The 22,515-nt window shown below is 58.8% G+C and carries 19 protein-coding genes; 4 read left to right on the forward strand and 15 right to left on the reverse strand.

The genetic code is table 11. From position 1 onward, the window contains the following. Window positions 1-153 precede the first annotated feature (153 nt). The 4 genes from ACTQXI_RS07020 to ACTQXI_RS07035 all read right to left on the reverse strand — a co-directional run bounded on the left by ACTQXI_RS07020 (window position 154) and on the right by ACTQXI_RS07035 (window position 4,647). A complete protein-coding gene (locus ACTQXI_RS07020) occupies window positions 154-1,029 on the reverse strand; it encodes a spermidine synthase (RefSeq protein WP_441048487.1) in 876 nt (291 codons plus the stop codon). Next, window positions 1,030-2,937, reverse strand: a complete 1,908-nt coding sequence (locus ACTQXI_RS07025; RefSeq protein ID WP_441048488.1) for an elongator complex protein 3 — start codon at window positions 2,935-2,937, stop codon at window positions 1,030-1,032. 97 nt (window positions 2,938-3,034) lie between these two features. Then, complete coding sequence (locus ACTQXI_RS07030) at window positions 3,035-3,931, reverse strand: DUF4097 family beta strand repeat-containing protein (RefSeq protein WP_441048489.1); 897 nt, start codon at window positions 3,929-3,931, stop codon at window positions 3,035-3,037. After that, window positions 3,931-4,647, reverse strand: coding sequence for a helix-turn-helix domain-containing protein (locus ACTQXI_RS07035; RefSeq protein WP_441048490.1), 717 nt, complete (start codon window positions 4,645-4,647; stop codon window positions 3,931-3,933). Before ACTQXI_RS07035 ends, ACTQXI_RS07030 begins: the two co-directional genes overlap by 1 nt. 267 nt (window positions 4,648-4,914) lie before the next feature. On the opposite strand from ACTQXI_RS07035, the gene ACTQXI_RS07040 reads away from it, so the two are divergent. The 3 genes from ACTQXI_RS07040 (at window position 4,915) to ACTQXI_RS07050 (ending at window position 9,736) form a co-directional block, all read left to right on the forward strand. Beyond that, window positions 4,915-5,787, forward strand: a complete 873-nt coding sequence (locus ACTQXI_RS07040) for a class I SAM-dependent methyltransferase (protein ID WP_441048491.1) — start codon at window positions 4,915-4,917, stop codon at window positions 5,785-5,787. Window positions 5,788-5,905: 118 nt separating this feature from the next. Continuing rightward, entirely contained in the window at window positions 5,906-6,787 is an 882-nt protein-coding gene (gene trmB, locus ACTQXI_RS07045) for a tRNA (guanine(46)-N(7))-methyltransferase TrmB (protein WP_441048492.1), read from the forward strand. Window positions 6,788-7,054: 267 nt separating this feature from the next. Then, complete coding sequence (locus ACTQXI_RS07050) at window positions 7,055-9,736, forward strand: DEAD/DEAH box helicase (protein ID WP_441048493.1); 2,682 nt, start codon at window positions 7,055-7,057, stop codon at window positions 9,734-9,736. Between the two features lie 79 nt (window positions 9,737-9,815). Here the strand turns inward: ACTQXI_RS07050 and ACTQXI_RS07055 are convergent, their stop codons facing one another. The 9 genes from ACTQXI_RS07055 to ACTQXI_RS07095 form a co-directional block, all read right to left on the reverse strand. Further along, window positions 9,816-11,573, reverse strand: a complete 1,758-nt coding sequence (locus ACTQXI_RS07055) for a DUF2130 domain-containing protein (protein WP_441048494.1) — start codon at window positions 11,571-11,573, stop codon at window positions 9,816-9,818. A gap of 138 nt (window positions 11,574-11,711) precedes the next feature. Beyond that, window positions 11,712-12,476 carry a ChbG/HpnK family deacetylase gene (locus ACTQXI_RS07060; protein WP_441048495.1) on the reverse strand — a complete coding sequence of 255 codons (765 nt, stop codon included), beginning with the start codon at window positions 12,474-12,476 and terminating at the stop codon, window positions 11,712-11,714. A gap of 77 nt (window positions 12,477-12,553) precedes the next feature. Continuing rightward, a complete protein-coding gene (locus tag ACTQXI_RS07065) occupies window positions 12,554-14,002 on the reverse strand; it encodes a PTS transporter subunit EIIC (protein ID WP_441048496.1) in 1,449 nt (482 codons plus the stop codon). 341 nt (window positions 14,003-14,343) lie between these two features. Beyond that, window positions 14,344-15,180: a PRD domain-containing protein gene (locus tag ACTQXI_RS07070; RefSeq protein WP_441048497.1), complete on the reverse strand. Its 837-nt coding sequence runs from the start codon at window positions 15,178-15,180 to the stop codon at window positions 14,344-14,346. A 73-nt stretch (window positions 15,181-15,253) separates the two neighbouring features. Further along, window positions 15,254-15,799, reverse strand: a complete 546-nt coding sequence (locus ACTQXI_RS07075) for a metallophosphoesterase (protein WP_441048498.1) — start codon at window positions 15,797-15,799, stop codon at window positions 15,254-15,256. Window positions 15,800-15,865: 66 nt separating this feature from the next. Beyond that, window positions 15,866-16,045: a hypothetical protein gene (locus ACTQXI_RS07080; protein ID WP_154517096.1), complete on the reverse strand. Its 180-nt coding sequence runs from the start codon at window positions 16,043-16,045 to the stop codon at window positions 15,866-15,868. Between the two features lie 18 nt (window positions 16,046-16,063). After that, a complete protein-coding gene (locus ACTQXI_RS07085) occupies window positions 16,064-16,390 on the reverse strand; it encodes an HIRAN domain-containing protein (protein WP_195233157.1) in 327 nt (108 codons plus the stop codon). Window positions 16,391-16,513: 123 nt separating this feature from the next. Continuing rightward, window positions 16,514-17,893, reverse strand: a complete 1,380-nt coding sequence (locus ACTQXI_RS07090; protein ID WP_441048499.1) for an aldehyde dehydrogenase — start codon at window positions 17,891-17,893, stop codon at window positions 16,514-16,516. A gap of 8 nt (window positions 17,894-17,901) precedes the next feature. Next, on the reverse strand, window positions 17,902-18,438 hold the full coding sequence (locus tag ACTQXI_RS07095; protein WP_441048500.1) for an iron-containing alcohol dehydrogenase: 537 nt from the start codon (window positions 18,436-18,438) through the stop codon (window positions 17,902-17,904). A 405-nt stretch (window positions 18,439-18,843) separates the two neighbouring features. On the opposite strand from ACTQXI_RS07095, the gene ACTQXI_RS07100 reads away from it, so the two are divergent. After that, window positions 18,844-19,404: a ferritin family protein gene (locus ACTQXI_RS07100; RefSeq protein WP_154517090.1), complete on the forward strand. Its 561-nt coding sequence runs from the start codon at window positions 18,844-18,846 to the stop codon at window positions 19,402-19,404. Between the two features lie 249 nt (window positions 19,405-19,653). Here ACTQXI_RS07100 and ACTQXI_RS07105 read toward each other — a convergent pair whose 3' ends face one another. Next, the gene (locus ACTQXI_RS07105) at window positions 19,654-20,526 is read right to left on the reverse strand and encodes a hypothetical protein (RefSeq protein WP_441048501.1); all 873 of its coding nucleotides are present in this window, start codon (window positions 20,524-20,526) and stop codon (window positions 19,654-19,656) included. Between the two features lie 547 nt (window positions 20,527-21,073). Then, entirely contained in the window at window positions 21,074-22,504 is a 1,431-nt protein-coding gene (pdxR, locus tag ACTQXI_RS07110) for a MocR-like pyridoxine biosynthesis transcription factor PdxR (RefSeq protein ID WP_441048502.1), read from the reverse strand. Window positions 22,505-22,515 lie beyond the last annotated feature (11 nt).

A 22,515-nucleotide genomic window follows, 5' to 3' on the forward strand; every position in this document is an offset into this window, starting at 1 on the left:
GCCCTTGCAGGTAAAGCGAAAGGTTTGGCCGATTAGTGGCAGGGATAGCTAAAATAGCCCCGTCCCAAATTGACTGCTCCCGATGTGGAGCGAGCCGGCATCCGAAAGCAGCTAAAACCCCCGTCCCAGAAAGACTGGTCGCAGAAAGACGCGCTAGTCGTGAAGGACGGCGCCGAGGAAGTCGGCGTCAAGGGGCACGGCTTCGGCAAAGGCATGGTTCCCGTCGCTGGCGATGAGCAGGTAGTTTTCCTCGCCGCCGAACTCTGTATCGCCACAGGGGACCACCCAGGCGTGGGCGAATACCTCGAGTGCCGTGGCAGCGCAGTCGCGCAGGAACGTTACATCGCTCCCCTCGTTTGCGCTCACGATATTGGCAACGTAGATACCCCCGGGGTTCAGGCTGCCCCGCACTAAACGCAACGCCTCAACCGTCGCCAGCTCGCGTACGGGCTCGGCACCGCCAAAGCAATCGCTCACGACCACGTCGTAGCGACGATGGCCCACACTCGTCACACCCAGATACGAGCGAGCCTCAGCGGTTATCACCCGCAGGCGATCGCCTGCCGCGCGCTCTAGCTCGTCTAGGTAGAACCAGCGGCGCGCCAGGCGCGTAATCTCTCCGTCATACTCGATAACGTCCATGCGCAGGCCCTCGTGCGACATCAGCGCAAATTTGGGATAGGCAAACCCGCCGCCACCTAGCATAAGCATACGGCTGATACCGTGACCATAAACGTCACGCATCGCATCCTCGGCCTCAAACACGTCGTCAAACGCACGATAGTACGCAAAGACGGGTTCCGCCCAGCGCTCGCCGACGTAACTCGCGCTTTGGTAGACACCGCCTTGCACCAATACGCGGACTTCATCGCCGCCCTCATCGTGCACGCGTTTCACACGCGCCAACCCATTGCGGGTTCGCGCAACCTGCAGGCAGGCAGCACGAACAGCGACGGCAGCCGCACCAAGCGCCGCGGCTCCCAGAGCAACGCCGGCAACAACGCCGGCAGAAACACTCGGTTTGTTCATCTAGAGCTCCTTTTGCAGATAAAGGCCATGGTCATAAAATCCAAGATGGCGATAGTACTCGCGCGTGCCAATCGCGCTAATCACGTTGATGCGCGCATAACCCGCATCCCGGGCAATCTCGCACGCACGCTCTACGAGCAAACGCCCCAACCCGTGATGCTGCGCCGCCTGGCCCTGGTCGCCCACGCGCGCCGCCATGCCGTACACGTGCACCTCGCGAATCATCGCCTCGTCCGGCATCGTCGGCAACTCGTCCGCATGCGCGGCAACAAACGAATGGTCGGGCAGCGACAGGCGCAAAAAGCCCGCAATCTTGCCCTGCGGCGTCACCCACTGCAAAAAGCGCTCGTGCGTCACCGGCGTCTCGTACGCCACATCCTCGTCAAGGGTCAGCTCATCCAAGTCGGCACCCGCCGTGCTGATCTCGCGATAGCGAATCTCACGCACCGTCGCACCGTCACCCCGAGCAGCCAGGCGGTTCTCGACAAGCTGACGCAGGTTGGGCTTCTTGTTGCCCACCATAATGTCGTCGGAGCTAAAATCGCGGATCATGCGGCTGATGCGACAGAACGGCGGCGTCACCACGATGTCATCGGCTAGCACGTCGAGCAGCTCCTCCTCGGTATAGGGGCGCCACTCGCCGCGCTCGTAACAGCCCACCAGACGCGAGCCCTCGATGAGCGCGCACGGGTAGACCTTGACCTCGTCGGGCATAAAGGCCCCCTCGGTCATAAAGCGCTCGTAGTCGCGCTTGTCCCCCTCGGGTGTGGCACCCAGCAAGTTGAGCATAAAATGCGCGTGGATCTTAAAGCCAAACAGGCGCGCAAGCGAAAACGCCCGCTCGATTTGCCCCACCGAAATGCGACGCTCGTTGATATCGAGCAGGTACTGGTCGAGGCTCTGGATGCCCATCTGGATCTTGGTGCAGCCCAGGCGGCGGATGAGCGTAAGCGCCTGCGGCGTTACGGCATCGGGGCGCGTCTCGATAACGAGTCCCACCACGCGATGCTTCGCCGTCTCGTTGATGCGCTGCTGACGCTCGAGCTCCTCCATCGTTGCCGTCTGCCACTCGGTGACCTCGCCCCACGGCGTACCGGGGCCGTACAAACGACGCACCGCACGGTTATAGCCGCCCACGGCAGCATCCACACGCTCCTGCTCGTCGGCAACGCCGGCAGCGAGCTCAGCCTCGTCTGTCGCAATGCCGGCAGCCCGATAGCGCTCGCGGCGCTCCGACACCACCGGCGGCAGCGCATCGGCGGGTGCATCGTCGAGCAGACGCCCCGCCTCAGCACGGCTGATGCCCGGACGCGCCAACATGGGGTTGGCCGCCACGCCGGCGACGGCATCGTCATTGAGCGCACGGAAAAGCTCCGACATAAACCATGTCTGATAGCCTTCCGGATAGTCGCTCCAGGTGCCACCGAGCACAATGAGCTCAATCTTATCGGTCGCATGCCCCATCTGCGAAAGCGCGGTCAGACGAGCGCTCACCTGCAGATACGGATCGAAGCAATTTTGCTCCGCACGGGCGCACGCGGGCTCGGCATGCAAATAGCTTTTGGGCATACGCAGGTCGTTGGGGCAAAACAGGCAATCGCCCGAGCACGGCCACGGCTTGGTGATGACGGTAATGGTCGCTACGCCCGAAGCCGTGCGGCGCGGCTTCATGCGTAGCACCTGCAGCAGTTGACGTTCCAGATCGGAATCGACATTCCACGCAGCCCAACGAGCCGGATCCTCACGTTTAACCCGCTGGTAGAACGGCAGCAGACGGCGCTTGGCCAAATCGCGTTTGTCGGCACCCTCACGGCGCGCCTCGGCATGTATCAGTTTGACGAGCGCTTTGTCGTCCACGGTCTCGCCGCGACGCAGAGCCTCGAGTATGTTCAAGATAATCTGTTCCATGCCCCCATTGTAAAGGCAAAGGCGCCGAAGCCCGTCGCAGCTCCGGCGCCTTCATCAAAGAGCACGCCTGTATGCACCGATCTCCGAAAACCGCATGTCACTCCGAATCAAACGACATGTCGCCCGAACCGACCTTAAAACGATACGTGGCAGACTTGTCACCGTTATCGAATTCAAGATTCAAAATGGTCTCGCCGTCGTAGCCAAGCGGAAGGAAATCGCTTTCGAAGTCGCCGCTGCCCAAGGTGACGCTCGCCTTAAAGCCCGTCGAGTTCGGAACCGTCATCTCCACATCGCCCGAGTCCACGCTCACGTCCATCGACTTCGCGGGGGCCTGGTAAAGCTCGAACGTCGCATCGCCCGAACCGACTTCAGCGCTGAGCGCATCAGTCACGCTGCCCGAAAACTCTACATCTCCCGCACCCAGGACAAGATCGAAACCATCACAGATGACACCGGCAATCTGCAGATCACCCGAGCCCACGTGCGCGTTGACTCCCTTCAGATGTTCGGCAACACGGCGTGGCAGCTCAACCGTAACTGAGCGATCGATTGCCTTGCCGTCATCACTTCCAAACTGGGAAACCTTGAGCGTCGAGTCCTCGACGGATGCGATGTTTTGCGTCGCGGCCTTGGAGGCATCCATACCCTCGGCAACGCGCCCCCGCTCTATAACGCGAGCCTTGTTGCCATCAACAACCTTGACGTCCACCGAAGCCGCATTGATATCGAAATCGAGGTAGCGGAACTCATCGGCATCAAAAGTCGCACTCGAAAGTTGCTGAGGCCGAGCGGAATAGTTACCGCTATTCAAGGAATCGTCCTCGTCAAACATATCGTCAAAATCAGACAAATGGCCAGATAGAATACCGGTCGTACGCACCATATCGGAATGAGCCAATAGCCGCGAAATGCCAAAGACAAGTCCAATGATAAGCACAAACGCTCCGACGCCAACGCCCAAGCGTACCTTGGATTCATGCGAAAGCTTCATCATTCATCACCCTCTTTGGCAATCGGCTCAGCGGTGGTCGCGGTAGCCACGTCAGCATCAACCGCAGCGGAAACATTCTGAGCCCTAGCTGTCACCGGTGCCGGACCAACCTGAATATCCCCGCGTGCCCAATCGCCATCGAGCGCACGCGCCACCCAGTGATAGATTGGAATCGTAAAGAAGATGAGCGCAGCAAAGGGGCCGGCACCAAACGGGAACATCAGCAAAAAGAACAGCAGCCAGCACACGGCCCAATACGGGAACGACTGGAACGGGCCCTTCACCGGAGTCGAGCCAACTGCACCGCCACTCGTCGCCTGCGCCGTAGCAGCGTTGGCGGCCTGCGCACTCCAGCTTGCCGCTTGTGCCGCCTTGGCCGCAGCATCACTCGCCTGCGTTGCCGCCTCGGTGGCGCGTGCCGCCGCCTCATGGGTGCGTGCGCGCTCTGCCGCCTCGGCCTCGCGCTGACGGGCGCGGTCCTCGTTCTCAAACTCGATATCGTCCTCGATCTCATCGCTCGGATTGAGGAGCTCGTCCAGGCTCACGCCATAGAGTTTGGCGAGCGAGATCAGGTTCTCGGTATCGGGCGCGCTCTCCGCGCGCTCCCATTTACTGACCGCCTGGCGCGACAGCCCCAGCTTTCGCGCCAGCCCTTCTTGACTAAAGCCTTTGCTGCGGCGAAGGTCGGCGAGCCGCTGCGCAGTTTCTACATTCATGGTTCCTCCTATGTGATGCCAGCCGTGCCGCCGGACCGTTTTTGTTCTTAAGGCGCCTTGCACAGTTAAAAATCTATCCGCCACCGCCAAAAGCATGCCACCTATTCTAGTGAGATTTTTGACAACCGGCGGTTGCGGGTGCATATGAGCTGCGGAAATGTGTCCAAACAAAGCAATGACACGTAGCTTGGTTGTCCCCGTTGCGGCGTTAACGGTAGTATGGTCGTACTGTTAATTCCGCACCGCCAACGGAGGGGGTCCCGCGCCGTGAACCGCGATTTCGCCTCATCGCTCATCCAGCTCAACAACACGTTCTATCGCGAGCACTCCGCCTCCTTTTCCGATACGCGTCAGGCCCCGTGGCCCGGCTGGGTGCGCACCATGGACATCGCGCTCGGGCAGCTCGACGTCGCCAGGATCGAGCATCCCGTCCGCGTCTTCGATCTCGCCTGCGGCAATATGCGATTCGAGAACTTTGCCGCCGGCGGCGCACTTGCCGCCAAGGGCGTCGACGGCGCAAACTCCTCGGCAGATGCCAGCTGCCCGTTTGAGTTCTATGGCGTCGACTCGTGCCAAGACCTGGCCATCGATGCACGCGGTCATGCCCTGCGCATTCCCAACCTGCACTTCCAGGAACTCGACGTGCTCGATGCCCTCATGAAGCTCAACCCCGCCGAGGCGCCTGACGCGCTTTTCGACGCCCCGCTCGCCGACATCTCGGTCTGTTTTGGCTTTATGCACCACGTGCCGTCGTGCGAGTACCGCGTACGCGTGCTCGACGCCCTGGTGCGGCAGACGCGCCCGGGCGGCATCATCGCCATTAGCTTTTGGGAGTTTATGAACGACGAGCGCATGGCGCGCAAGGCCGTTCGAGCCGAGGCCCGCGCCGAGCTCACCCCGCCGTTTGAGGGTTACGATTCAGCGCAGTTTGAAGCCGGCGACCACCTCATTGGCTGGCAAAACGACCGCCACGCCTACCGCTATTGCCACCACTTTGACGATCAGCAGATCACCGACTTGGTGCGCGGCGTGCGCACGTTCTACAAGAGCGGCGAGGTCCCCGTACGCGAGCTTGAGCGCTTCCATGCCGACGGTCGCAGTGGCGAGCTCAACCGCTACGTGATTCTCAAGCGCCTGTAGGCACCGACGACTCGCCGTCGAGCCGCACCGCATCTTTCGGGCAAGCTATGCCTACCCTTTTTCAACCCATTGACGGAACGCGCAGCTATGCGTTCCATACTTATGACCAAGGAGCCTCATGGGAGCCGTCCACGTTCGCACGCCTAAGAACTTTGTGCTCGAAGAGCGCCTGGAGCGCTACGCCGATGCGATTGAGACGAACCCTGAAATCTATGCCGGAGATTGGCGCGAGGCCTGTGCGCCCGCAGGCAGCAAGTCTTTCGAACACCTTCACCTGGATCTTGGCTGCGGCAAGGGAACGTACCTTGTAGAGCGCGCGGCCCACGAGCCAAACACGCTCTTTATCGGCATGGACCAGGAGCCCATCTGCATCGCCTATGCCGCACAGAAAATCTGCGAGCAGGAACTGACCAACGCACTCGTCCTGCCCCGAGGCGCTGCATCGTTGCCGCAGCTGTTTGCCACAGGCGAGCTTGATGCCATCACCATCAACTTTCCCACGCCGCAGCCTAAGGCCAAGTACGCCAAAAAACGACTCGTCCATGTCGACCATCTGATGCTCTACCGCCCGCTTTTTTCAGCCGGCGCCACCGTCACGCTGCGCACCGACAGCAAGCCATTGCGCGACTACGCCCTGGGGCAGTTTGCCGCGGCCGGCTACGACACACTATGGGTAAGTGACGACGTTCGCCACGACCATCCCGAGTATCCCGAGACCGAATACGAGCGCCGCACGCGCGAGATGGGTGCCGCCGTCTATGGCATTTGCGCCACTCCCGACGCGCTGCCCAGCGATGAACAGCTCACGGCGGGGCGCGCGCAGGAGCAAAGCCTTGCGTGCTACCTGCCCGACAATCTCGATGAGCTCACCTACGTGCCCCTCGGCATGGAAGAGGCCGTCGAGAACTTTAAAAACCGCGCCCGCAAGGGCAAGAAGCGCTTACCGCAGGAGTCCCAGGGGCCTCTGATGGTCGCGGCTTCGGCAAACAAGCGCAAATAGGCGCCAGCAAACGACCCTCAAATCTAAGTGAGTAGACTTTTTTGCAATAGCCAAGCACAACTCGCATAACCAATACTAAAACCGCAGGTAGAGCCTTTGCGCAAAAGCCATGTGCTCGCAATATTGCAAAAAGTCTACTCACTTAGCTGGCAACTGCACCAAACAGCTGGGCAGAACGCCCATTTCCTGCATTTTCTTGCCTGCGAACGCATCGATGCGACGCTACGCCATAATAGTTGGCGGACAATCGCGAGAGAAAGCAAACACATGGCACAGACCACGACAGATACCGCCGCCAGCACCGTCTCCGGTGCCGGCGCCGCCAGCTCGTTCTCGGGCGGCACGGGAACCGAAGCCGAGTTTGGCTCGCTCGGCGCGCTCTCTCCCACCTGGTGGGAGCCCGAGGACGGCAGCGAGCCCGAACCATGGCTCACGCCCGATCAGGCCTTCGAACGCTTCTTTGAATGGACGAGCGACCGTGGCATTGAGCTGTGGGATCACCAAGAAGAGGCCCTCATGGACCTGGCCGCTGGCGATCACGTCATTTTAGGCACACCGACCGGATCGGGTAAATCGCTCGTCGCGCTGGGCATGCTCTTTATGGGCATGGCTCAGGGCAAGCGCTGCTATTACACGGCCCCCATCAAAGCCCTGGTCAGCGAAAAGTTCTTCGACCTGGTACAGGTACTCGGCCGCGATAACGTCGGCATGATCACCGGCGATACGCATATCAATACCAAGGCGCCCGTCATCTGCTGCACGGCCGAAATCCTTGCCAACGATGCGCTGCGCGAGGGCGAGGGCGCCGACGTGGGCTGCGTGGCCATGGACGAGTTCCACTACTTTGCCGACCCCGATCGCGGTTGGGCCTGGCAGGTACCGCTGCTCACCCTGCCCCACACGCAGTTTATGCTCATGAGCGCCACGCTCGGCGATGTCACCGCCATCGCCGCCTCGCTCGAGGAGCACACCGGCGCTGCTTGCGACTTGGTTGTCGATGCCCCGCGTCCTGTTCCGCTGAGCTACGACTATGTGACGACCTCCCTCGAGGGCACGGTCGAGCTCGCCATGCGCCGTGGCGAGGCCCCGCTCTATATCGTGCACTTTAGCCAGGATGCCGCCCTTGCGACGGCACAGTCGCTCGCCAATTTTGGCATCGCCAGCAAGGAGCAGCGCGAGGCCATTAAGGAAGCGGCAAAGGGAACGAGTTTCTCGACGGCCTTTGGCAAGATTCTCAAACGCCTGCTTGGATGCGGCGTCGGCGTGCACCATGCTGGCATGTTGCCGCGCTATCGCCTGCTGGTCGAGCGCCTGGCGCAGCAGGGCCTACTGCCCGTCATTTGCGGCACCGACACACTCGGCGTCGGCATCAACGTACCCATCCATACCGTGGTGCTCACCGCGCTCACCAAGTTCGATGGTTACAAGATGCGTCGCCTGCGCGCCCGCGAGTTCCATCAAATTGCCGGTCGCGCCGGTCGCTCGGGCTTCGATACCGAGGGCATGGTAATCGCCGAGGCACCTGAGCACGAGATCGAGAATGCCAAGCTTATGGCCAAGGCGGGCGACGACCCCAAAAAACTCCGTAAGATTAAAAAGAAAAAGGCCCCCGAGGGCTTTGTCTCCTGGAACAAGCAAACTTTTGAGCACCTGATCGAGACGCCACCCGAAACACTCAAACCACGCCTGCGCATCACGCACTCTATGGTGATTAGTGTGGTCGAGCAGGGCGGCAATGCCCGAGCCCGCGTACATGACCTCATCGAGACAAGCCTGCAGACCCCCGAAGAGAAGGCCAAGCTTGAGGTTCGCGCCGACGAGATCTTCGCCACGCTCATCGACTCCGGCGTCGTCGTGCGCACCGAGGTGCCGCCCGCACCCGACGCTCCGGCTGACGCCGCGCCGGACATCGACTACGCGCTGACGGTCGACCTGCCCGAGGACTTTGCGCTCGACCAGCCGCTCTCGCCGTTTTTGCTTGCCGCGCTGGAGCTGCTCGACCCCGAAAGTGAGACCTATACCATGGACCTCATTTCGATGGTCGAGGCCACGCTCGAGGACCCCAAGCAGGTATTGCGCGCACAGGAGCGCGCCGCACGCGATCGCGCTATGGCCGAGATGAAGGCCGACGGCATCGAGTATGAGGAACGCTTGGAGCGCATTCAAGACGTCACGTACGAAAAGCCGCTCGAGGATTTGCTCGACGCCGCTTTTGACAAGTACTGCCAGAAAGTGCCCTGGGCAAACGACTACCAGCTCTCTCCCAAGAGTGTCCTGCGCGATATGCTCGAAAGCGCGAGCGATTTTAAGGGTTACATTCAAAAGCTCGGCATCGCCCGCTCCGAGGGCATTTTGCTTCGCTACCTGGCAGAGGCCTACCGTTCGCTCGACCGCACCGTACCCATCGAGAAGCGCGACGAGCGCCTGCGCGACATTATCTCGTGGCTGGGCTTTGTGGTGCGCTCGGTGGACTCGAGCCTGGTGGACGAGTGGGAGAACGCCGGCAACCCGGCAGCCCTCGATGCCGCGCCGCCACAGGGCATCGACGAGGTCGTGGCGGACCGCCGCGGCTGCACGCTGCTGGTGCGCAATGCGCTCTTCCGCCGCGTGACCCTTGCCGCCCGTGAGCACGTTCGCGACCTGGGCGAGCTCGACGACGACTGGGGCATGAGCGAGATCCGCTGGCAAAAGGCCCTCGATGCCTACCATGAGCAGCACGAGGAAATCCTCACCGACGGAGATGCCCGCAGCGCCGCGATGTTTTCCATCGATGAGTCCGACGAGAAGACCGCGCACGTATGGCACGTGCACCAGATCTTTGCCGACGAGGACGGCGACCACGACTTTGGCATCATGGGCGATGTCGATCTGGACGCCACGCAAGACGGCGGTGAAGTCATCTTCAAAAACTACCGCGTCGGCTTTATCGAAGACCTGCTCGAGGACTAGTCGAACATACTGGAACGAAACGAAGCGGGGCCGTTGGCAATATCGCCAGCGGCCCCGTTTTTGCACTATACGCTATGCCTTACTCGGTATCCTCGACCTCATACGAATCCGCCTCGGCTGACTCATCGTTTGTCTCTGGCGCAGCCCCGCGCGCCTCGTCAAACGCCGCCTTCATGGTCTTGTTGCCCCACGTGAGCTTGCGAATGGTAAGATCGTCGGCCTTCTTGTTGGCTAGGCGCAGATTGTTCTCGGAGGACAGCAATGCCTCCTTGGTTTTCTGCAGATGGCTAATCGTCTTGTCGATCTCATCGATTGCCGTTTGGAACTTGCGGCTCGCGATCTCGTAGTTGCGACCGAAATCATTCTTGAACTTCTCCATCTTGGCTTCGAAGTTCGTGACGTCGATATTCTGCTGTTTGTACTCCGCTAGCTCCTGCTTATAGCGCAGTGAGCCCATGGCGGCGTTGCGAAGGAGCGTGATCATGGGAATGAAAAACTGCGGGCGAATCACGTACATCTTCTCGTAGCGATAGCTCACGTCGACTATCCCTACGTTATAGAGCTCGCTCTCGGGCTCGAGCAGCGTGCAGAGCACCGCGTACTCACAGCCTTTCTGGCGACGATCGTGATCGAGTTTCTTAAAGAAGTCCTCGTTTTTATGCTTGGTCGCGGTCTCGTCGTTCTCGTTTTTCATCTCGAACATAATCGAAATGACCTCGTTGCCGCTCGCGTCGCACTCGCGGAAGATAAAGTCGCCCTTGGTACCCTCGGACGCATCGTTATCCTTCTCGAAGTACGCGTTGGGAAATGCCGTCATGCGCAGACGGTTAAACTCGGTCTCGCAGTGCTGCTCGAGCGACTCGCCCACCATCTTGGTGGACAGACGGACCTTCATGTCCTTAAGGCGCTCGATCTCTTCATCCTTGTAGCGAATCAGGTCATCGCTCGCGCGCTTGGCCTGCGCAAGCTCGAGCTCGTGTGCCGCCTTGGCCTGTTCCTCGCGAGAATCGCGCACCGCCAGCTCGCTCGTCAGTTTGGCACGCGCCTCATCGCGCTCTCGCTCCGCCGCGGCGACCGCCTCTGACAGGTTCATTTTTGCCATCAGTTCCTGCTCGCGCAGTTGGGCACGCAGGCCCTCGGCCTCTTGCTCGGACTGTGCCTTTGCGGCAGAAAACCTCTCTTGCACCTTCACGCGATAGTCAGCAAGCGCGCGCTCGGCCTCGCCGCGAGCGGCATCGAGCTCACGCTGCGACTCGGCCGCGGCGGCGGCAAGCGCCATCTCCTGGGCCTTGTCCGCCGCGGAGAGCTTTGCCTGCAATTCGGCAATCTGCGCATCGCGTGCAGCCAAATCGTTTTGAGCAGCATTGCGCGCCGCCGACTCGACGAGCTTGGCTTCGTCATCTTTACGCTCCAGCTGCGCACGCAAATTGTCGATTTTTCGCTGAAGCTCGGCATTCTCCTTTTGAGCGTCGGCACGGGCCTCAACCGCCGCGCGCTGGCTTGCGCTCTCGCGCTCTGCGGCAGCGCCCTCGAGCTTGGCGCGCAGCTCGGAAAGCTCGGCATCGCGCTTGGCAACCTCTTGTGCCAGCTTCTGCTCCGCGGCGTTCTTCTGCTCGACAAGCTGAGCGTTGCGCTGAGACTCTGCCTTTTGCAAGGCAGCCGTCGAACGCGAGCGCTCAAGTTCCAGTGCCTGCTCGCCCTCGCGCTGGACTGCCTTCACACGCTCATCCAGGTCGCGCGAAAACTCGGCATTGCGCACTTGCTTGACGATATCCGCATAGCCGGACGCGTCGACCTTAAAAACTTCGCCACAATGCGGGCACTTGATCTCGTTCATAGCAGCTCCTCGATGGACGCAAATTTCAACCGCCTACACTCTACCGCGCCGCACGGACAAAAAAGGCGCCGCCGCCATAATGGCAACGGCGCCAGAACCACCACAAAAGTGCCTGTTCCCTTGTAGTGGTTTGGGTCTTTACAGGTCGCGGTAGTCGATCAGGCGAAGATCGGGTTGAGACTCGAGCCAAGCGCGCAGCTCAGGATCGATCAACGCATCGACTTCCTTGGCACGATCGACCGTAAGCGAGCTGTTCTCAAGGATAAAACGATCGAGATAGCCCGGGTGACACACAAAGACGACCGTCTCGCCGTCGGACATCTCGCGAACTGTCTGCATGATTGCCTCTTTGGGCTCGTAGCCCGGTTCCATCGAGCGCATCACCATGCGCAGGTCGGTATCTCCGCAACGCACCACCGCCGTCGGGTCGAAGCTTGCCTTTTGCTCCTTAAGGCCCAACTCCTGGGCAACCGCCGAGATCGCTCGGTTAAGATTCTTGCTCATAACGGCATGGGCCTCAAAGTAGTCGGGCTCGCGGCCCACTATCTCGACAAAGCGATCGTGCTGCGCGCGGATCTCGATGCAGGCCTCGTCGAAGTCTATCAGCTCCTCGCCGCGCTTAAAATGCTCACGGAAGGTACGGCTGCTATGGAACTCGCCGCTCTCGTTGAGCATGCTCGGGATGAGCGCCGGGTCGGCACACGGCTTACCCAGGCACACGTTGGTATGCTGGCCCACCGCAATATCGGCATCCACCACGAGTGACCACCCACGCTCGGCCTCGGGCATATTTGGCATAAGGCCCGCTGAGCGCACCAAGCCCTCGTTGACGCTACGGGCGATCCCCAAGTCAACGGCGTACGAATAACCAAGATCATCGGCACGAATAAGCAGTTGCTTCATAACGACTCCAATCTATGGGAAAGGGCACTTGGAGCGTAACCAAGTGCCCCGATATTTTTCCTAGCCAAACAGTCACTTTAAGCCTTAGCGGCAGCAACATCTTCCTCGAGCTGATCCTTGCTAAAGCCAAAGAGGTAGGCGATGACAGCGGCGGCAACAAATGCAGCGCCCGATGCAACGCAACCCCAGACGAGATTAGCCGTTCCGCCGGCAACAAAGCCGGTGACGCCCAGAATATTGGTCGCGCCCAGAACATACGTTGTCACATTGGTGAGGGCTGCGATCAAACCGCCGATAGCACCGCCGGCAACCATGGCGCCCAGGCAGCGAGTGTACTTAAAGCCACAGCCATACAGTGCGGGCTCCGTCACGCCGCCCACGATACCGGAGAGCGAGAAGCCGAGCATGGCGCCCTTCTCGTCGGTCTCCTTAAGGCGCAGGAAGGCACCGAAGGCCATGCCCCACGTAGCGAACTGAGAGATACCGGCCGCGACCATAACGCAGGAGTCGGAGCCCAGGGTGAGCAGCTGCACGATGCCAAGGGTAAGCAGAACCTGGTGCATACCGGTCATAACCAGGAACTCCCAAAGTGCGGCAATGACGACGAGGGAGAGGATGGTGACGATGCCGCCGGCGTTACCGAGACCGAACATAAAGTTGCCGACCGTGCTGCCCAGGACGGAGCCGATCGGAGCCAGCACGCATAGCGAAACGGGAATCATGACGGCCATGGTGCCCACGGGTACAAACACCGTAGAGAGCATGTCGGGAATGATCTTCTTCATGAACTTCTCGACAACCATGAGCACCGGCATGGATAGCACCATGGGAAGCACAGTCGCAGAGTAGTTGTTCAGCTGAGCAGGCAACACACCATAAACCATCGTGGTCGTTACGCCCGAATCCGCTGCAGCGTTGACCATCGTCATGAACTCAGGAGCAATGAGCACACCGCCGAGCATCATGCCGAGCGGCTGGCTGCAGCCAAGCTGCTTCGCAGCAGCCCAACCCAAATAAACGGGAAGGAAGTAATAACCGGCGTTGTAAATCCAGTTGTAGAAGAAGTTGTAGATGTCGGAATCGGCAGACCAAATGCCGAGCATGCCGTCACCGCAAACCACGGCGATGGTACGGAACATGGCAGCACCCATGATGATGGGGATCGTCATAACCATGGTCTTAGAGAGATAGTTGAGGATCTTGTTGCCCGCGGTCTTGAGCGTCAGCGGCTCCTTGGCGCCGCCATCGAGGCTCTCGTCAATGGAGCCTTCGCCCTTGACGCCCAACGCAATGGCGGCGTCATAGACCTTCGGCACGTTCTGGCCAATGATGACCTGATACTGGCCGCCAGACCACTGTGCACCCAGCACGCCCTTGATCTTCTTAACTTCATCGTCATTGGGAATGGACTGATCCTTGAGGTTCAGACGTAAGCGGGTCATGCAGTGCGTCGCGTTCGTCACATTGGAGGCGCCGCCGACGGCAGCAAGCACATCCTCGGCAATCTTCTTGTTATCGACAGCCATGTCGAATCCCTTCTCTTCCAACTAAAGGTCTGTGGGGCTTCACAGCATCAAGACGCACGATTCCGCTCGCGCCTGCGCAGCGCGCGATGCCCGTTGGCAAGAGATTTCATTGCATGTGATTCCCGGGTGGATCTACATGAAAAAAGCCCCGCGCACAACCGACAGAGACCCAATAATGGCCTCGGCAGAATCGGTAGTGCCTCTCGGAGCTGCGCCGTGAGTAACACCCAACACACGGCAAGTATATGCGGCAGATGCGTTCTCCGTGACTCAGATTGCCGACGAACGGTAGCAAACAGTCCGCGAACGGTCACTACGACGGAAATAAAACGCCAGAGACCCTATTTATTCAAGCTTGCAGGAGCCACGCGATTCACATGCATGATCAGATAGACGAGCTCTTCTTGGGCCAATGGCTCGCCAAAGGCCTCTTGAATCAGAGCGTCGATACGATGAGCGCAGCGCGATGCCGCAGGATATTGCTCCACGAGCACGTCGTAAAGACCGGAATTCTCGGTGTCAATCGGCTCTTTCTTTGCCACGCGATCGAGCAGATAGCGCACATGGGTGGCAAAGCGAGTAAAGGCAAACGACGAGCGATCGACTGTCACGCCCAACTCTTCTTGAATAATCGCAACCGTCATATCGAGGAGATGCTCCTCGTGCTGCTCGGCAAGCACGCGCCGCTCGCTCGGCTTAATCGCCGCATTGATAATCGACATGGCGATACCCGCGGCCTCACTCTGGGGCATGCGAACGGCAAAAGTTTTCTTAATGCCACGAACAGCCAGCTCGCCCAAGCGGTATTCAATGGGATGCAGCTGCTCCAGATCGCGCTTGAGCGGCAACGACACCACCATATGTTCGCGGGCGCGCTTAATAGCAAACTGGATATGATCTGCCAGCGTAATGGGCAGATTAGGACTCAATTCGTACGAAAGCTGTCCGGTCGCAATATCTGCCAGCTGAGCAGAAAACTCAAGCACCTCGGGGTCGACCTCGTCGATGAACGCCAGATACTTTGGATCGATGCCGTAAAAGGTACGCGTAATAACGTCAAGATCGACCTCGTGCGGCATGTCGCCAAAACCGATACCACGACCCAAAGCGATAAGCTGGCGCCCCGCACCATCTTCGCAGATGGCAGCGTTGTGGTTAATGCGCTGGATAGCCCTCATGGAATCACCGTTCCTGCAAACACACGCCGTGTAGACCATCCACACGGCGCGTTCATTCTACCTGCACTTCTAATTACAGTCCAAAAAAGCCAAGGATTTGATCGCGGCTTACGGGCTTGTAGTCATTGGCGTCGAGGCCCACATCGTAGCGGTAAATGGGGCGCTCGCGATCGCGGTTGCGCGCGTTGGTGCGGTCTCCCCTGCTGTGGATATGCCCGTGCAGCATGATGGCGCCACGCGCCTTGCCATTCCAGCTAAGCATGGGGTAGTGGCTCATAACCAGACGATGGCCCTTGGCATAGCCGGGGGCAATCTCCAGATAATCACGCACGTCTTCCCAAATTTGCGGCACGTCGGGATCTTCCCAATCGCCGTCATGGTTACCACGGATGAGCGTCACGTTTTGGCAGGCAATACGCTCGCGCAGGCGCACCGCCTCCGCCAGGGGCAAACGATAGGTAAAGTCACCCAGAATGTAGAGACGGTCATCCACAGCCACGCACTCATTGATGGCATCGATGACCTTGCGATTCATCTCCTCGACCGAGCCAAACGGCCGGTCCATGTCGTGCAAGATATTCGTATCGCCCAGGTGCAGATCGGCGGTAAACCACATCATCGTCTCTGTCCTCATTTCGCAACGTGTTCAACTCGTGCTAAGTATACAGACGCAGCGATGCGGCAGTTACCCAAAGAGCCCGCCAAACAGTCCGCGACGGCGCTTGTCTTTCTTTTTCGACGCATCACCCTGAGTTTTCTTGTCCTGTCGCATCTTACGGTCCTGCTCCAGCTCATCGTCGTCGAGTAGCATATCCCACTCAAACGAATCGTCCGTCAAATCGAACAGGTCGTCGTCATCAAACATGGCAGCCTCCCTTACCGATTAGCGGGCATCCACCACATAGAGGCCAACGCGCACCTGGTGCCAAGGGCTGCGCTCGGGGGCAACCTGTTGCACGCGGGCCTCAAATACGTCCTCGTGGCCGTAATACATCATCAAGGACAGCGGGCCGACCTCGTTTCCCGGAACATAGCCAAGTTTGGTCTTGCCATAGTAGATCGCGACCGCCTCGGGATCATGGGGATTATCGCGCTCGGCGCACAGCGTCAGTTTATCGCCCACTTTAAGATCGCCTAGGACCAAAGCGCCGTCGGCATATTGAAATCCCGCAATGTGAAACGACAGAAGAACACGTGAAGGCTCGTACATGGCAACTCCCCTAACGGCCGGATAAACCGGCGTTTAACCTTATTGAGAAGTCTACGGGTCCGTGCGGACACAAATTCATCCTGTCTGCGTCTTTTCGACCGTTTGTCCCTACGCCATCTGATTTTAATGCACAAACATGCGCACGAATTTGTGCTTCCAGTTTGCGTAAGGGGCATAGCGGAATGGCACGTCCAGCCACGTTGCCTTGTTCACGATGCTTTTCTTGTGGCTAAACGTATCGAAGCTCTCGCGGCCATGGTACTGCCCCATGCCGCTCGCGCCCATGCCGCCAAAGCCCATATGGCTCGTAGCCAGATGCATGATCGTGTCGTTGACGCAGCCGCCGCCAAAGGGCACGTAGCGCACAAAGCGCTGCTGAACCGCGCGATCCTGACTAAAGATATACAGGGCCAGCGGCGTCGGACGATCCGTAATAAACGCTTCGACCTCGTCTAGGCTCTCAAACGTCAGCACCGGCAAGATGGGGCCGAAAATCTCCTCCTGCATCACGGCGTCCTCAGGCGCCACGCCGTCCAAAATTGTCGGCTCAATCTTGAGCGAAGCCTCGCGCGCAGCACCTCCAAGCACGACCTTATCGGGATCGATCAGCCCGTGCACGCGCGCAAAATGCTTGGCATTGACGATATGCCCGTAATCCTCGTTGTCGAGCGGATGCTCGCCAAACATACGGCGCGCCTCTTCCTTGATGAGGCCTAGCAACTCGTCGTGCACGCGCGTATCGACCAGCAGGTAGTCGGGCGCCACACAGGTCTGCCCCACGTTGAGCCATTTACCAAAGGCGATACGCCGTGCCGCAACCTTCAAGTTTGCCGTCGCATCCACGATGCAGGGACTCTTTCCACCCAGCTCAAGCGTCACGGGCGTAAGGTTTTTACTTGCGCGCTCCATGACGAGCTTGCCGACCGGAACGCTACCGGTAAAGAAGATCTTGTCCCAGCACTCATCGAGCAGCGCTTCGTTCTCGGCGCGCCCGCCCTCGACAACTGTCACCAGGCACGAATCAAATGCCTCTTCGCAGATCTGCTTGAGCACCGCACTCGATGCCGGAGCATAGGCGCTCGGCTTGATGACCACAGTATTGCCCGCGGCAAGGGCGCCGGCGAGCGGCTCGAGCGTTAGCAAAAACGGGTAGTTCCACGGGGCCATGATGAGCGTGACGCCATAGGGCACGGCTTGCGTTTTGCACACACTCACGGCGTTGGCAAGGTCACACGGACGCAGGCGCGGACGGCTCCATCGAGCCACATGTGCGATCTGATGACGAATCTCGGAAAGCGACGTGCCGATCTCGCACATATACGCCTCGTCATGCGACTTTCCCAAATCGGTCTTGAGCGCATGGGCAATATCTGCCTCGTGGGCCCGCACCGCATCGCGTAAACTCACGAGCGCACGACGTCGAGCATCGACATCAAACGTGGCATGCGTCTTAAAGTAGACGCGCTGGTCTCCGACGATGCGCGCAATTTCTTCGGTGTTCATGGACCCTCCTAGTTCTCGCCCTCAAACATACCACCCGCGACGACCTCGTACATGCGCATCAGCTCCAAACGGTCCATCAAAAGTGGAACGAGGTACAGCGGATTGGCCTCGGCATCGGCATGCGCCGCCATCTCGGGAATGTCGGAGCGGCGAATGCCCGTCACATATTTGGGAATGTCCAAGGCGGCGTTCATTCGAACGACAAGGCGGCGTTCATTCGATCGGCCCAATCGATAAAGGCCTCGACGGCATGCGTCAGGGCGCCCATGCCCGTCTGCCCCGTAATGGAGGCGGGCAGACCGCGCGAACTCGGGGTCATGCACCGCAAAGCGCGGGATATGCACAAAGTCGTTAATGGGGTAGTTGTAGTGCGTCTCGTCATCGGTGATAACCGCCGCGAGCGTGACTTCGCTTCCCGTACCGGCGGTAGTGGGAACCGCAATAAGCAGCGGCAGGAGACGGTGGACGCGCAGCAGGCCGCGCATCTTGTTGATGGGCTTGTTTGGCTGCGCGATGCGTGCTCCCACGCCCTTGGCACAGTCCATGGCCGAGCCACCGCCAAAGCCGATAATGGCCTGGCAGGCGCTCTCTCAGCATGCTCCAGAATGCGTGGCTCGGTATAGGGCAGCACCGGCAATGCGATGCGAAAAACCGTTTGATACGTTCGGCACCAGGCGCAGCGGGCTAGATGCATAAAGGAAACTCCCTCATTTGTTGATTGGTCAACATTTGTTCGACCGATTGTACTCATCAGAGGTCGCAGGCGGCCTGCCAATCGTTAATCAATCAACATCTTCATATCTCAAAATTGTTTTATCAAAAATCATTCCTAATAGGCTTCACATTTTGTTGCATTTATGGATAATAGAACTCGTCAAGACGCACGTCCGGAGAGGGCCCTTACGGGATCGGACAAGCGCCCCATCGCCATCCATCGAAAGGATCGAATCATGAAATTTGTTTGCCCCGTTTGCGGTTATGTGGAAGAGTTCGACGGCGACCAGCTGCCCGAGGATTTTAAGTGCCCCCAGTGCGGCGTTCCCGGTTCTCGTTTCCTGAAGCAGGAGGAGGGCAAGCTCGAGTGGGCTGCCGAGCACGTCGTGGGCGTCGCCAAGATGGAGGGCGTCTCCGAGGACATCGTTGCCGACCTGCGCGCCAACTTTGAGGGCGAGTGCTCTGAGGTCGGTATGTACCTGGCCATGGCTCGCGTCGCCCATCGCGAGGGCTATCCCGAGATCGGCCTATACTGGGAGAAGGCTGCCCACGAGGAGGCCGAGCACGCCGCCAAGTTCGCCGAGCTCCTGGGCGAAGTCGTGACCGACTCCACCAAGAAGAACCTCGAGATGCGCGTTGAGGCCGAGAACGGCGCCACCGCCGGCAAGACCGATCTTGCCAAGCGTGCCAAGGCCGCTGGCCTCGATGCCATCCACGACACCGTGCACGAGATGGCTCGCGACGAGGCCCGCCACGGCAAGGCTTTCGCCGGCCTGCTCAAGCGCTACTTTGGCTAAGCCAACCGCCTGAGAGATAATCTCTAACTTTAAAGGGCCCGAACCGCATGGTTCGGGCTTTTTTCGTGTCTCATGAACTCGTTAACGCCCTGAAATAGGGCCACCTTCGGCATCGACTTCTCGTCAAAAACTAAGTGAGTAGACTTTTTGGGACTTGCCGAGCAGACCATCCATATTGCTCTATAAAGCCGCAGGTAAATGACTTGTTGCAAAACGGCCTGGTCGCCATCACGCCAAAAGTCTACTCACTTAGATCCGTGCTGTCCACGATCGAGCTGTTTTGTGTCCAATGGACATCTTTCCGTCGATTACTCCCAATTTTGTCCAGTCAACGAATAGTTCAGACCGGAGTAATGCCTCAGCCCTTTGCTCATCCGAGCTTTTATCGCGATATTCAACATCGAGCATCCTGCATACGGCCTTAACGATCGCACGGAATCTATCCTCATCGGATATCTGTCCGTGTGTCAGGAGAAGCACGTCGTAGCCCATGGCTTGAAGCGCCGTCATGCGATCAGCGTCACGCAAGCCATCCCCCGCACGCCCGTGCGAGGCCTTTCCCTGACATTCAATGGCCACCTGTCGCCTCCCGTCCGGCGAGGAAAGAAGTAGATCGATATATACGCGGGTCTTTCCTACAATCGCTCGTGCACTTGTGCTTAGCATCACTTTGACATTGAGCTCTATGCCGCAAAACCCTTCACCTCCCAGGGCTCGCGGCAGTCCAAGCAACAAATACGCCTCGACCTCAAAAGGCGAAGCGGCACCCAATGGAACGAGTTGCGACACCGCCATAAATCGATTGCCGTAACGCATCCCGCAAACATCTGAACAAAAACGGTCAAGGTCCCCATCCAAAACCAAAGCGTCGCGACGCCACAAATTTGAGGCGGCGCCGCCCTCGGACGGGCAGCGCACCCAACCCAACGTTGTCGAAATCGTACCCGAATCAATTGCACGCGAAAGCTCCACCTCAAGTGCCGCCGGCAGGGCGCATACCGCAAACAAGCCGCACATCTCCGCCAATACCAGAAGAAGTTGGAGATCCGTCAGATGTCGAGACATGATAAATGCCGTCAGTAGAGGAGACGTGACCAAAAATCCATGCTCCGTTTCCAGCACGGATTCCCTGGGGAGTTCACCAAGAAACAGCCGCTGCCTAATGTTGGCAGGGCAAGTCCGTTTGTTTCTCGTCCGAACCAATGTATACAACGGAAAACCGAGCGCGACCGCAGCCGTCGGGTTGCGGACGAGGTCATATCGCTGCCGGTCTTCATCCGGCCGCGGAAGCGGAGGACACAAAGCGCGGACTTGAGGGGGCAAACGCCAGTACCTAAAAGCCGATATGTCACAAAGTAGATCCTTCATAGGCACAGGAAAGCACGAATTTCAACCCAGTCGGTCTCTCATTGGCGCGAACGCACCAAAAATGACGCCGAACGAACTGCAAAGTTTTCAACAGCCCTCCCCAACTGGCCAAAAGCTTACCGAGAACTGGACGAAGCCCTGTTGGAAACCCCACTTTTTTTCTCATGCGGAAGCTTTGCGCGGCAAGTGAGTAGACTTTTTGGAACATCCCGAGCAGACCGATGATCCCACTTCTCAAAACCACAGGTAGATAGCTTGTTACAAAACTGTCTGGTCACCAAAGTGCCAAAAGTCTACTCACTTAGGTTACAGAGTGCCCCATTAGCTGCGATTCCAGGGTATTAAGCACCTCCGGACTCAGGTCGTCATACTGGACAAGAATTTGAGTTGAGTTTTCAGGGACAGATGCGCCATCGGCACACCAATAACAGTTACTGATATCGATAAAAGGGATGCTCGAGCGCGTGAGGGCCTGCGCAAAAGAGCTTCCGCCCGTTCCCCGCTCCGCAACCACGGTGCAGTAAAGGCCTGCATCTGCATGCTCGATCGAAACCTCTCCTGCTGTAAACGCATTCCGTACAAGCGCCACCAGGCCATCACGCGCCTCACGAGCACGAACGCGCACGCGGTTCACATGTCGCTCGTAATCACCCGATTCCAGCAAACGAGCTAAAGCGACCTGGTCGACAGAGCTCACCGACGAGGCGTAGAAACCAAGGTTGCACCTAAACCGCTTCATCAGCTTATCGGGCAACACCATGTACGCTAGACGCAACGCCGATGAAAGGCTCTTTGAAAACGTGTTGGTGTAGATGACCGATTGAGCGGCATCGATCGAAGCAAGCGCGGGAATCGGCTTGCCGGCCAGACGAAACTCGCAATCAAAGTCATCTTCGATGAGATATCGACCTGGTCGCTCGGCGGCCCAGCTCAGCAGCGCATAGCGACGCGCAATGCTCGTCACCAGGCCGGTCGGATACTGATGGGACGGCATCAGGTGAAGGACATCGGTCCCCGTTTTCTGCAGAGCGCTCAAGTCTACGCCCTCATCATCCAACGGGATATGTCGAACTTTGCAACCCATAGCCTGATAGATGCGCGTTAGGCGCAAATAGCCCGGGTCCTCAACGGCATACACCTTGTCGGCGCCAAGCAACTGAACCAACATGGTATCGAGCAGCTGGGCGCCCGCACCGATAACAACGTTGTTGGGGTCGACATTCATGCCCCTTGTCCCGCGCAGATGGTGGGCAATTGCGCGTCGTAGCCGAGTGGTGCCCTGTGCCGGCGCGGTCGAAAAGATTTCGCGCTCGTCTTCGGATGCCAGCGTCGCCCGCAGCGCGCTTTGCCAAAGCCGCGCCGCCTCCAAAGCAGAAGGAGAAAGTGTATCGAATCGCTCGACCTGTCCGTTGACATCATGCGCGCCGGAACCCGCAGAGACGGCATCCCGGTCGATGCCCTCTGCAGCCGAAGCCAAAACCGGTGCATCCGGAAGCTCGCAAGCGTAGTAGCCACGACGCGGCATTGAGCAAATATAGCCCTCGGCAAGTAACTGGCTATATGCATTCTCGATGGTAATGACACTGATTCCCAGATGATTGGCAAAGGCGCGCTTAGACGGAAGATGCTCCCCCGCCGCAATGCGTCCAGCAACGATATCATCTCGAATTTGCTGGTAAATATACTCATAGAGCGATGCTTCGCCGCGTTTTTCCAAATTGTAGTCAAGCATGAGTTTATCAC

Origin of the sequence: Collinsella sp. LCP19S3_C9 (assembly GCF_052121575.1) — a bacterium.
GTDB lineage: Bacteria > Actinomycetota > Coriobacteriia > Coriobacteriales > Coriobacteriaceae > Collinsella.

What these genes read in the sequence shown, in the direction of transcription:
- ACTQXI_RS07020 (WP_441048487.1), bottom strand. Translation starts at nt 1,029, where the DNA reads ATGAACAAACCGAGTGTTTCTGCCGGCGTTGTTGCCGGCGTTGCTCTG.
- ACTQXI_RS07025 (WP_441048488.1), bottom strand. Translation starts at nt 2,937, where the DNA reads ATGGAACAGATTATCTTGAACATACTCGAGGCTCTGCGTCGCGGCGAG.
- ACTQXI_RS07030 (WP_441048489.1), bottom strand. Translation starts at nt 3,931, where the DNA reads ATGAAGCTTTCGCATGAATCCAAGGTACGCTTGGGCGTTGGCGTCGGA.
- ACTQXI_RS07035 (WP_441048490.1), bottom strand. Translation starts at nt 4,647, where the DNA reads ATGAATGTAGAAACTGCGCAGCGGCTCGCCGACCTTCGCCGCAGCAAA.
- trmB (WP_441048492.1), top strand. Translation starts at nt 5,906, where the DNA reads ATGGGAGCCGTCCACGTTCGCACGCCTAAGAACTTTGTGCTCGAAGAG.
- ACTQXI_RS07050 (WP_441048493.1), top strand. Translation starts at nt 7,055, where the DNA reads ATGGCACAGACCACGACAGATACCGCCGCCAGCACCGTCTCCGGTGCC.
- ACTQXI_RS07055 (WP_441048494.1), bottom strand. Translation starts at nt 11,573, where the DNA reads ATGAACGAGATCAAGTGCCCGCATTGTGGCGAAGTTTTTAAGGTCGAC.
- ACTQXI_RS07060 (WP_441048495.1), bottom strand. Translation starts at nt 12,476, where the DNA reads ATGAAGCAACTGCTTATTCGTGCCGATGATCTTGGTTATTCGTACGCC.
- ACTQXI_RS07065 (WP_441048496.1), bottom strand. Translation starts at nt 14,002, where the DNA reads ATGGCTGTCGATAACAAGAAGATTGCCGAGGATGTGCTTGCTGCCGTC.
- ACTQXI_RS07070 (WP_441048497.1), bottom strand. Translation starts at nt 15,180, where the DNA reads ATGAGGGCTATCCAGCGCATTAACCACAACGCTGCCATCTGCGAAGAT.
- ACTQXI_RS07075 (WP_441048498.1), bottom strand. Translation starts at nt 15,799, where the DNA reads ATGATGTGGTTTACCGCCGATCTGCACCTGGGCGATACGAATATCTTG.
- ACTQXI_RS07080 (WP_154517096.1), bottom strand. Translation starts at nt 16,045, where the DNA reads ATGTTTGATGACGACGACCTGTTCGATTTGACGGACGATTCGTTTGAG.
- ACTQXI_RS07085 (WP_195233157.1), bottom strand. Translation starts at nt 16,390, where the DNA reads ATGTACGAGCCTTCACGTGTTCTTCTGTCGTTTCACATTGCGGGATTT.
- ACTQXI_RS07090 (WP_441048499.1), bottom strand. Translation starts at nt 17,893, where the DNA reads ATGAACACCGAAGAAATTGCGCGCATCGTCGGAGACCAGCGCGTCTAC.
- ACTQXI_RS07095 (WP_441048500.1), bottom strand. Translation starts at nt 18,438, where the DNA reads ATGGACTGTGCCAAGGGCGTGGGAGCACGCATCGCGCAGCCAAACAAG.
- ACTQXI_RS07100 (WP_154517090.1), top strand. Translation starts at nt 18,844, where the DNA reads ATGAAATTTGTTTGCCCCGTTTGCGGTTATGTGGAAGAGTTCGACGGC.
- pdxR (WP_441048502.1), bottom strand. Translation starts at nt 22,504, where the DNA reads ATGCTTGACTACAATTTGGAAAAACGCGGCGAAGCATCGCTCTATGAG.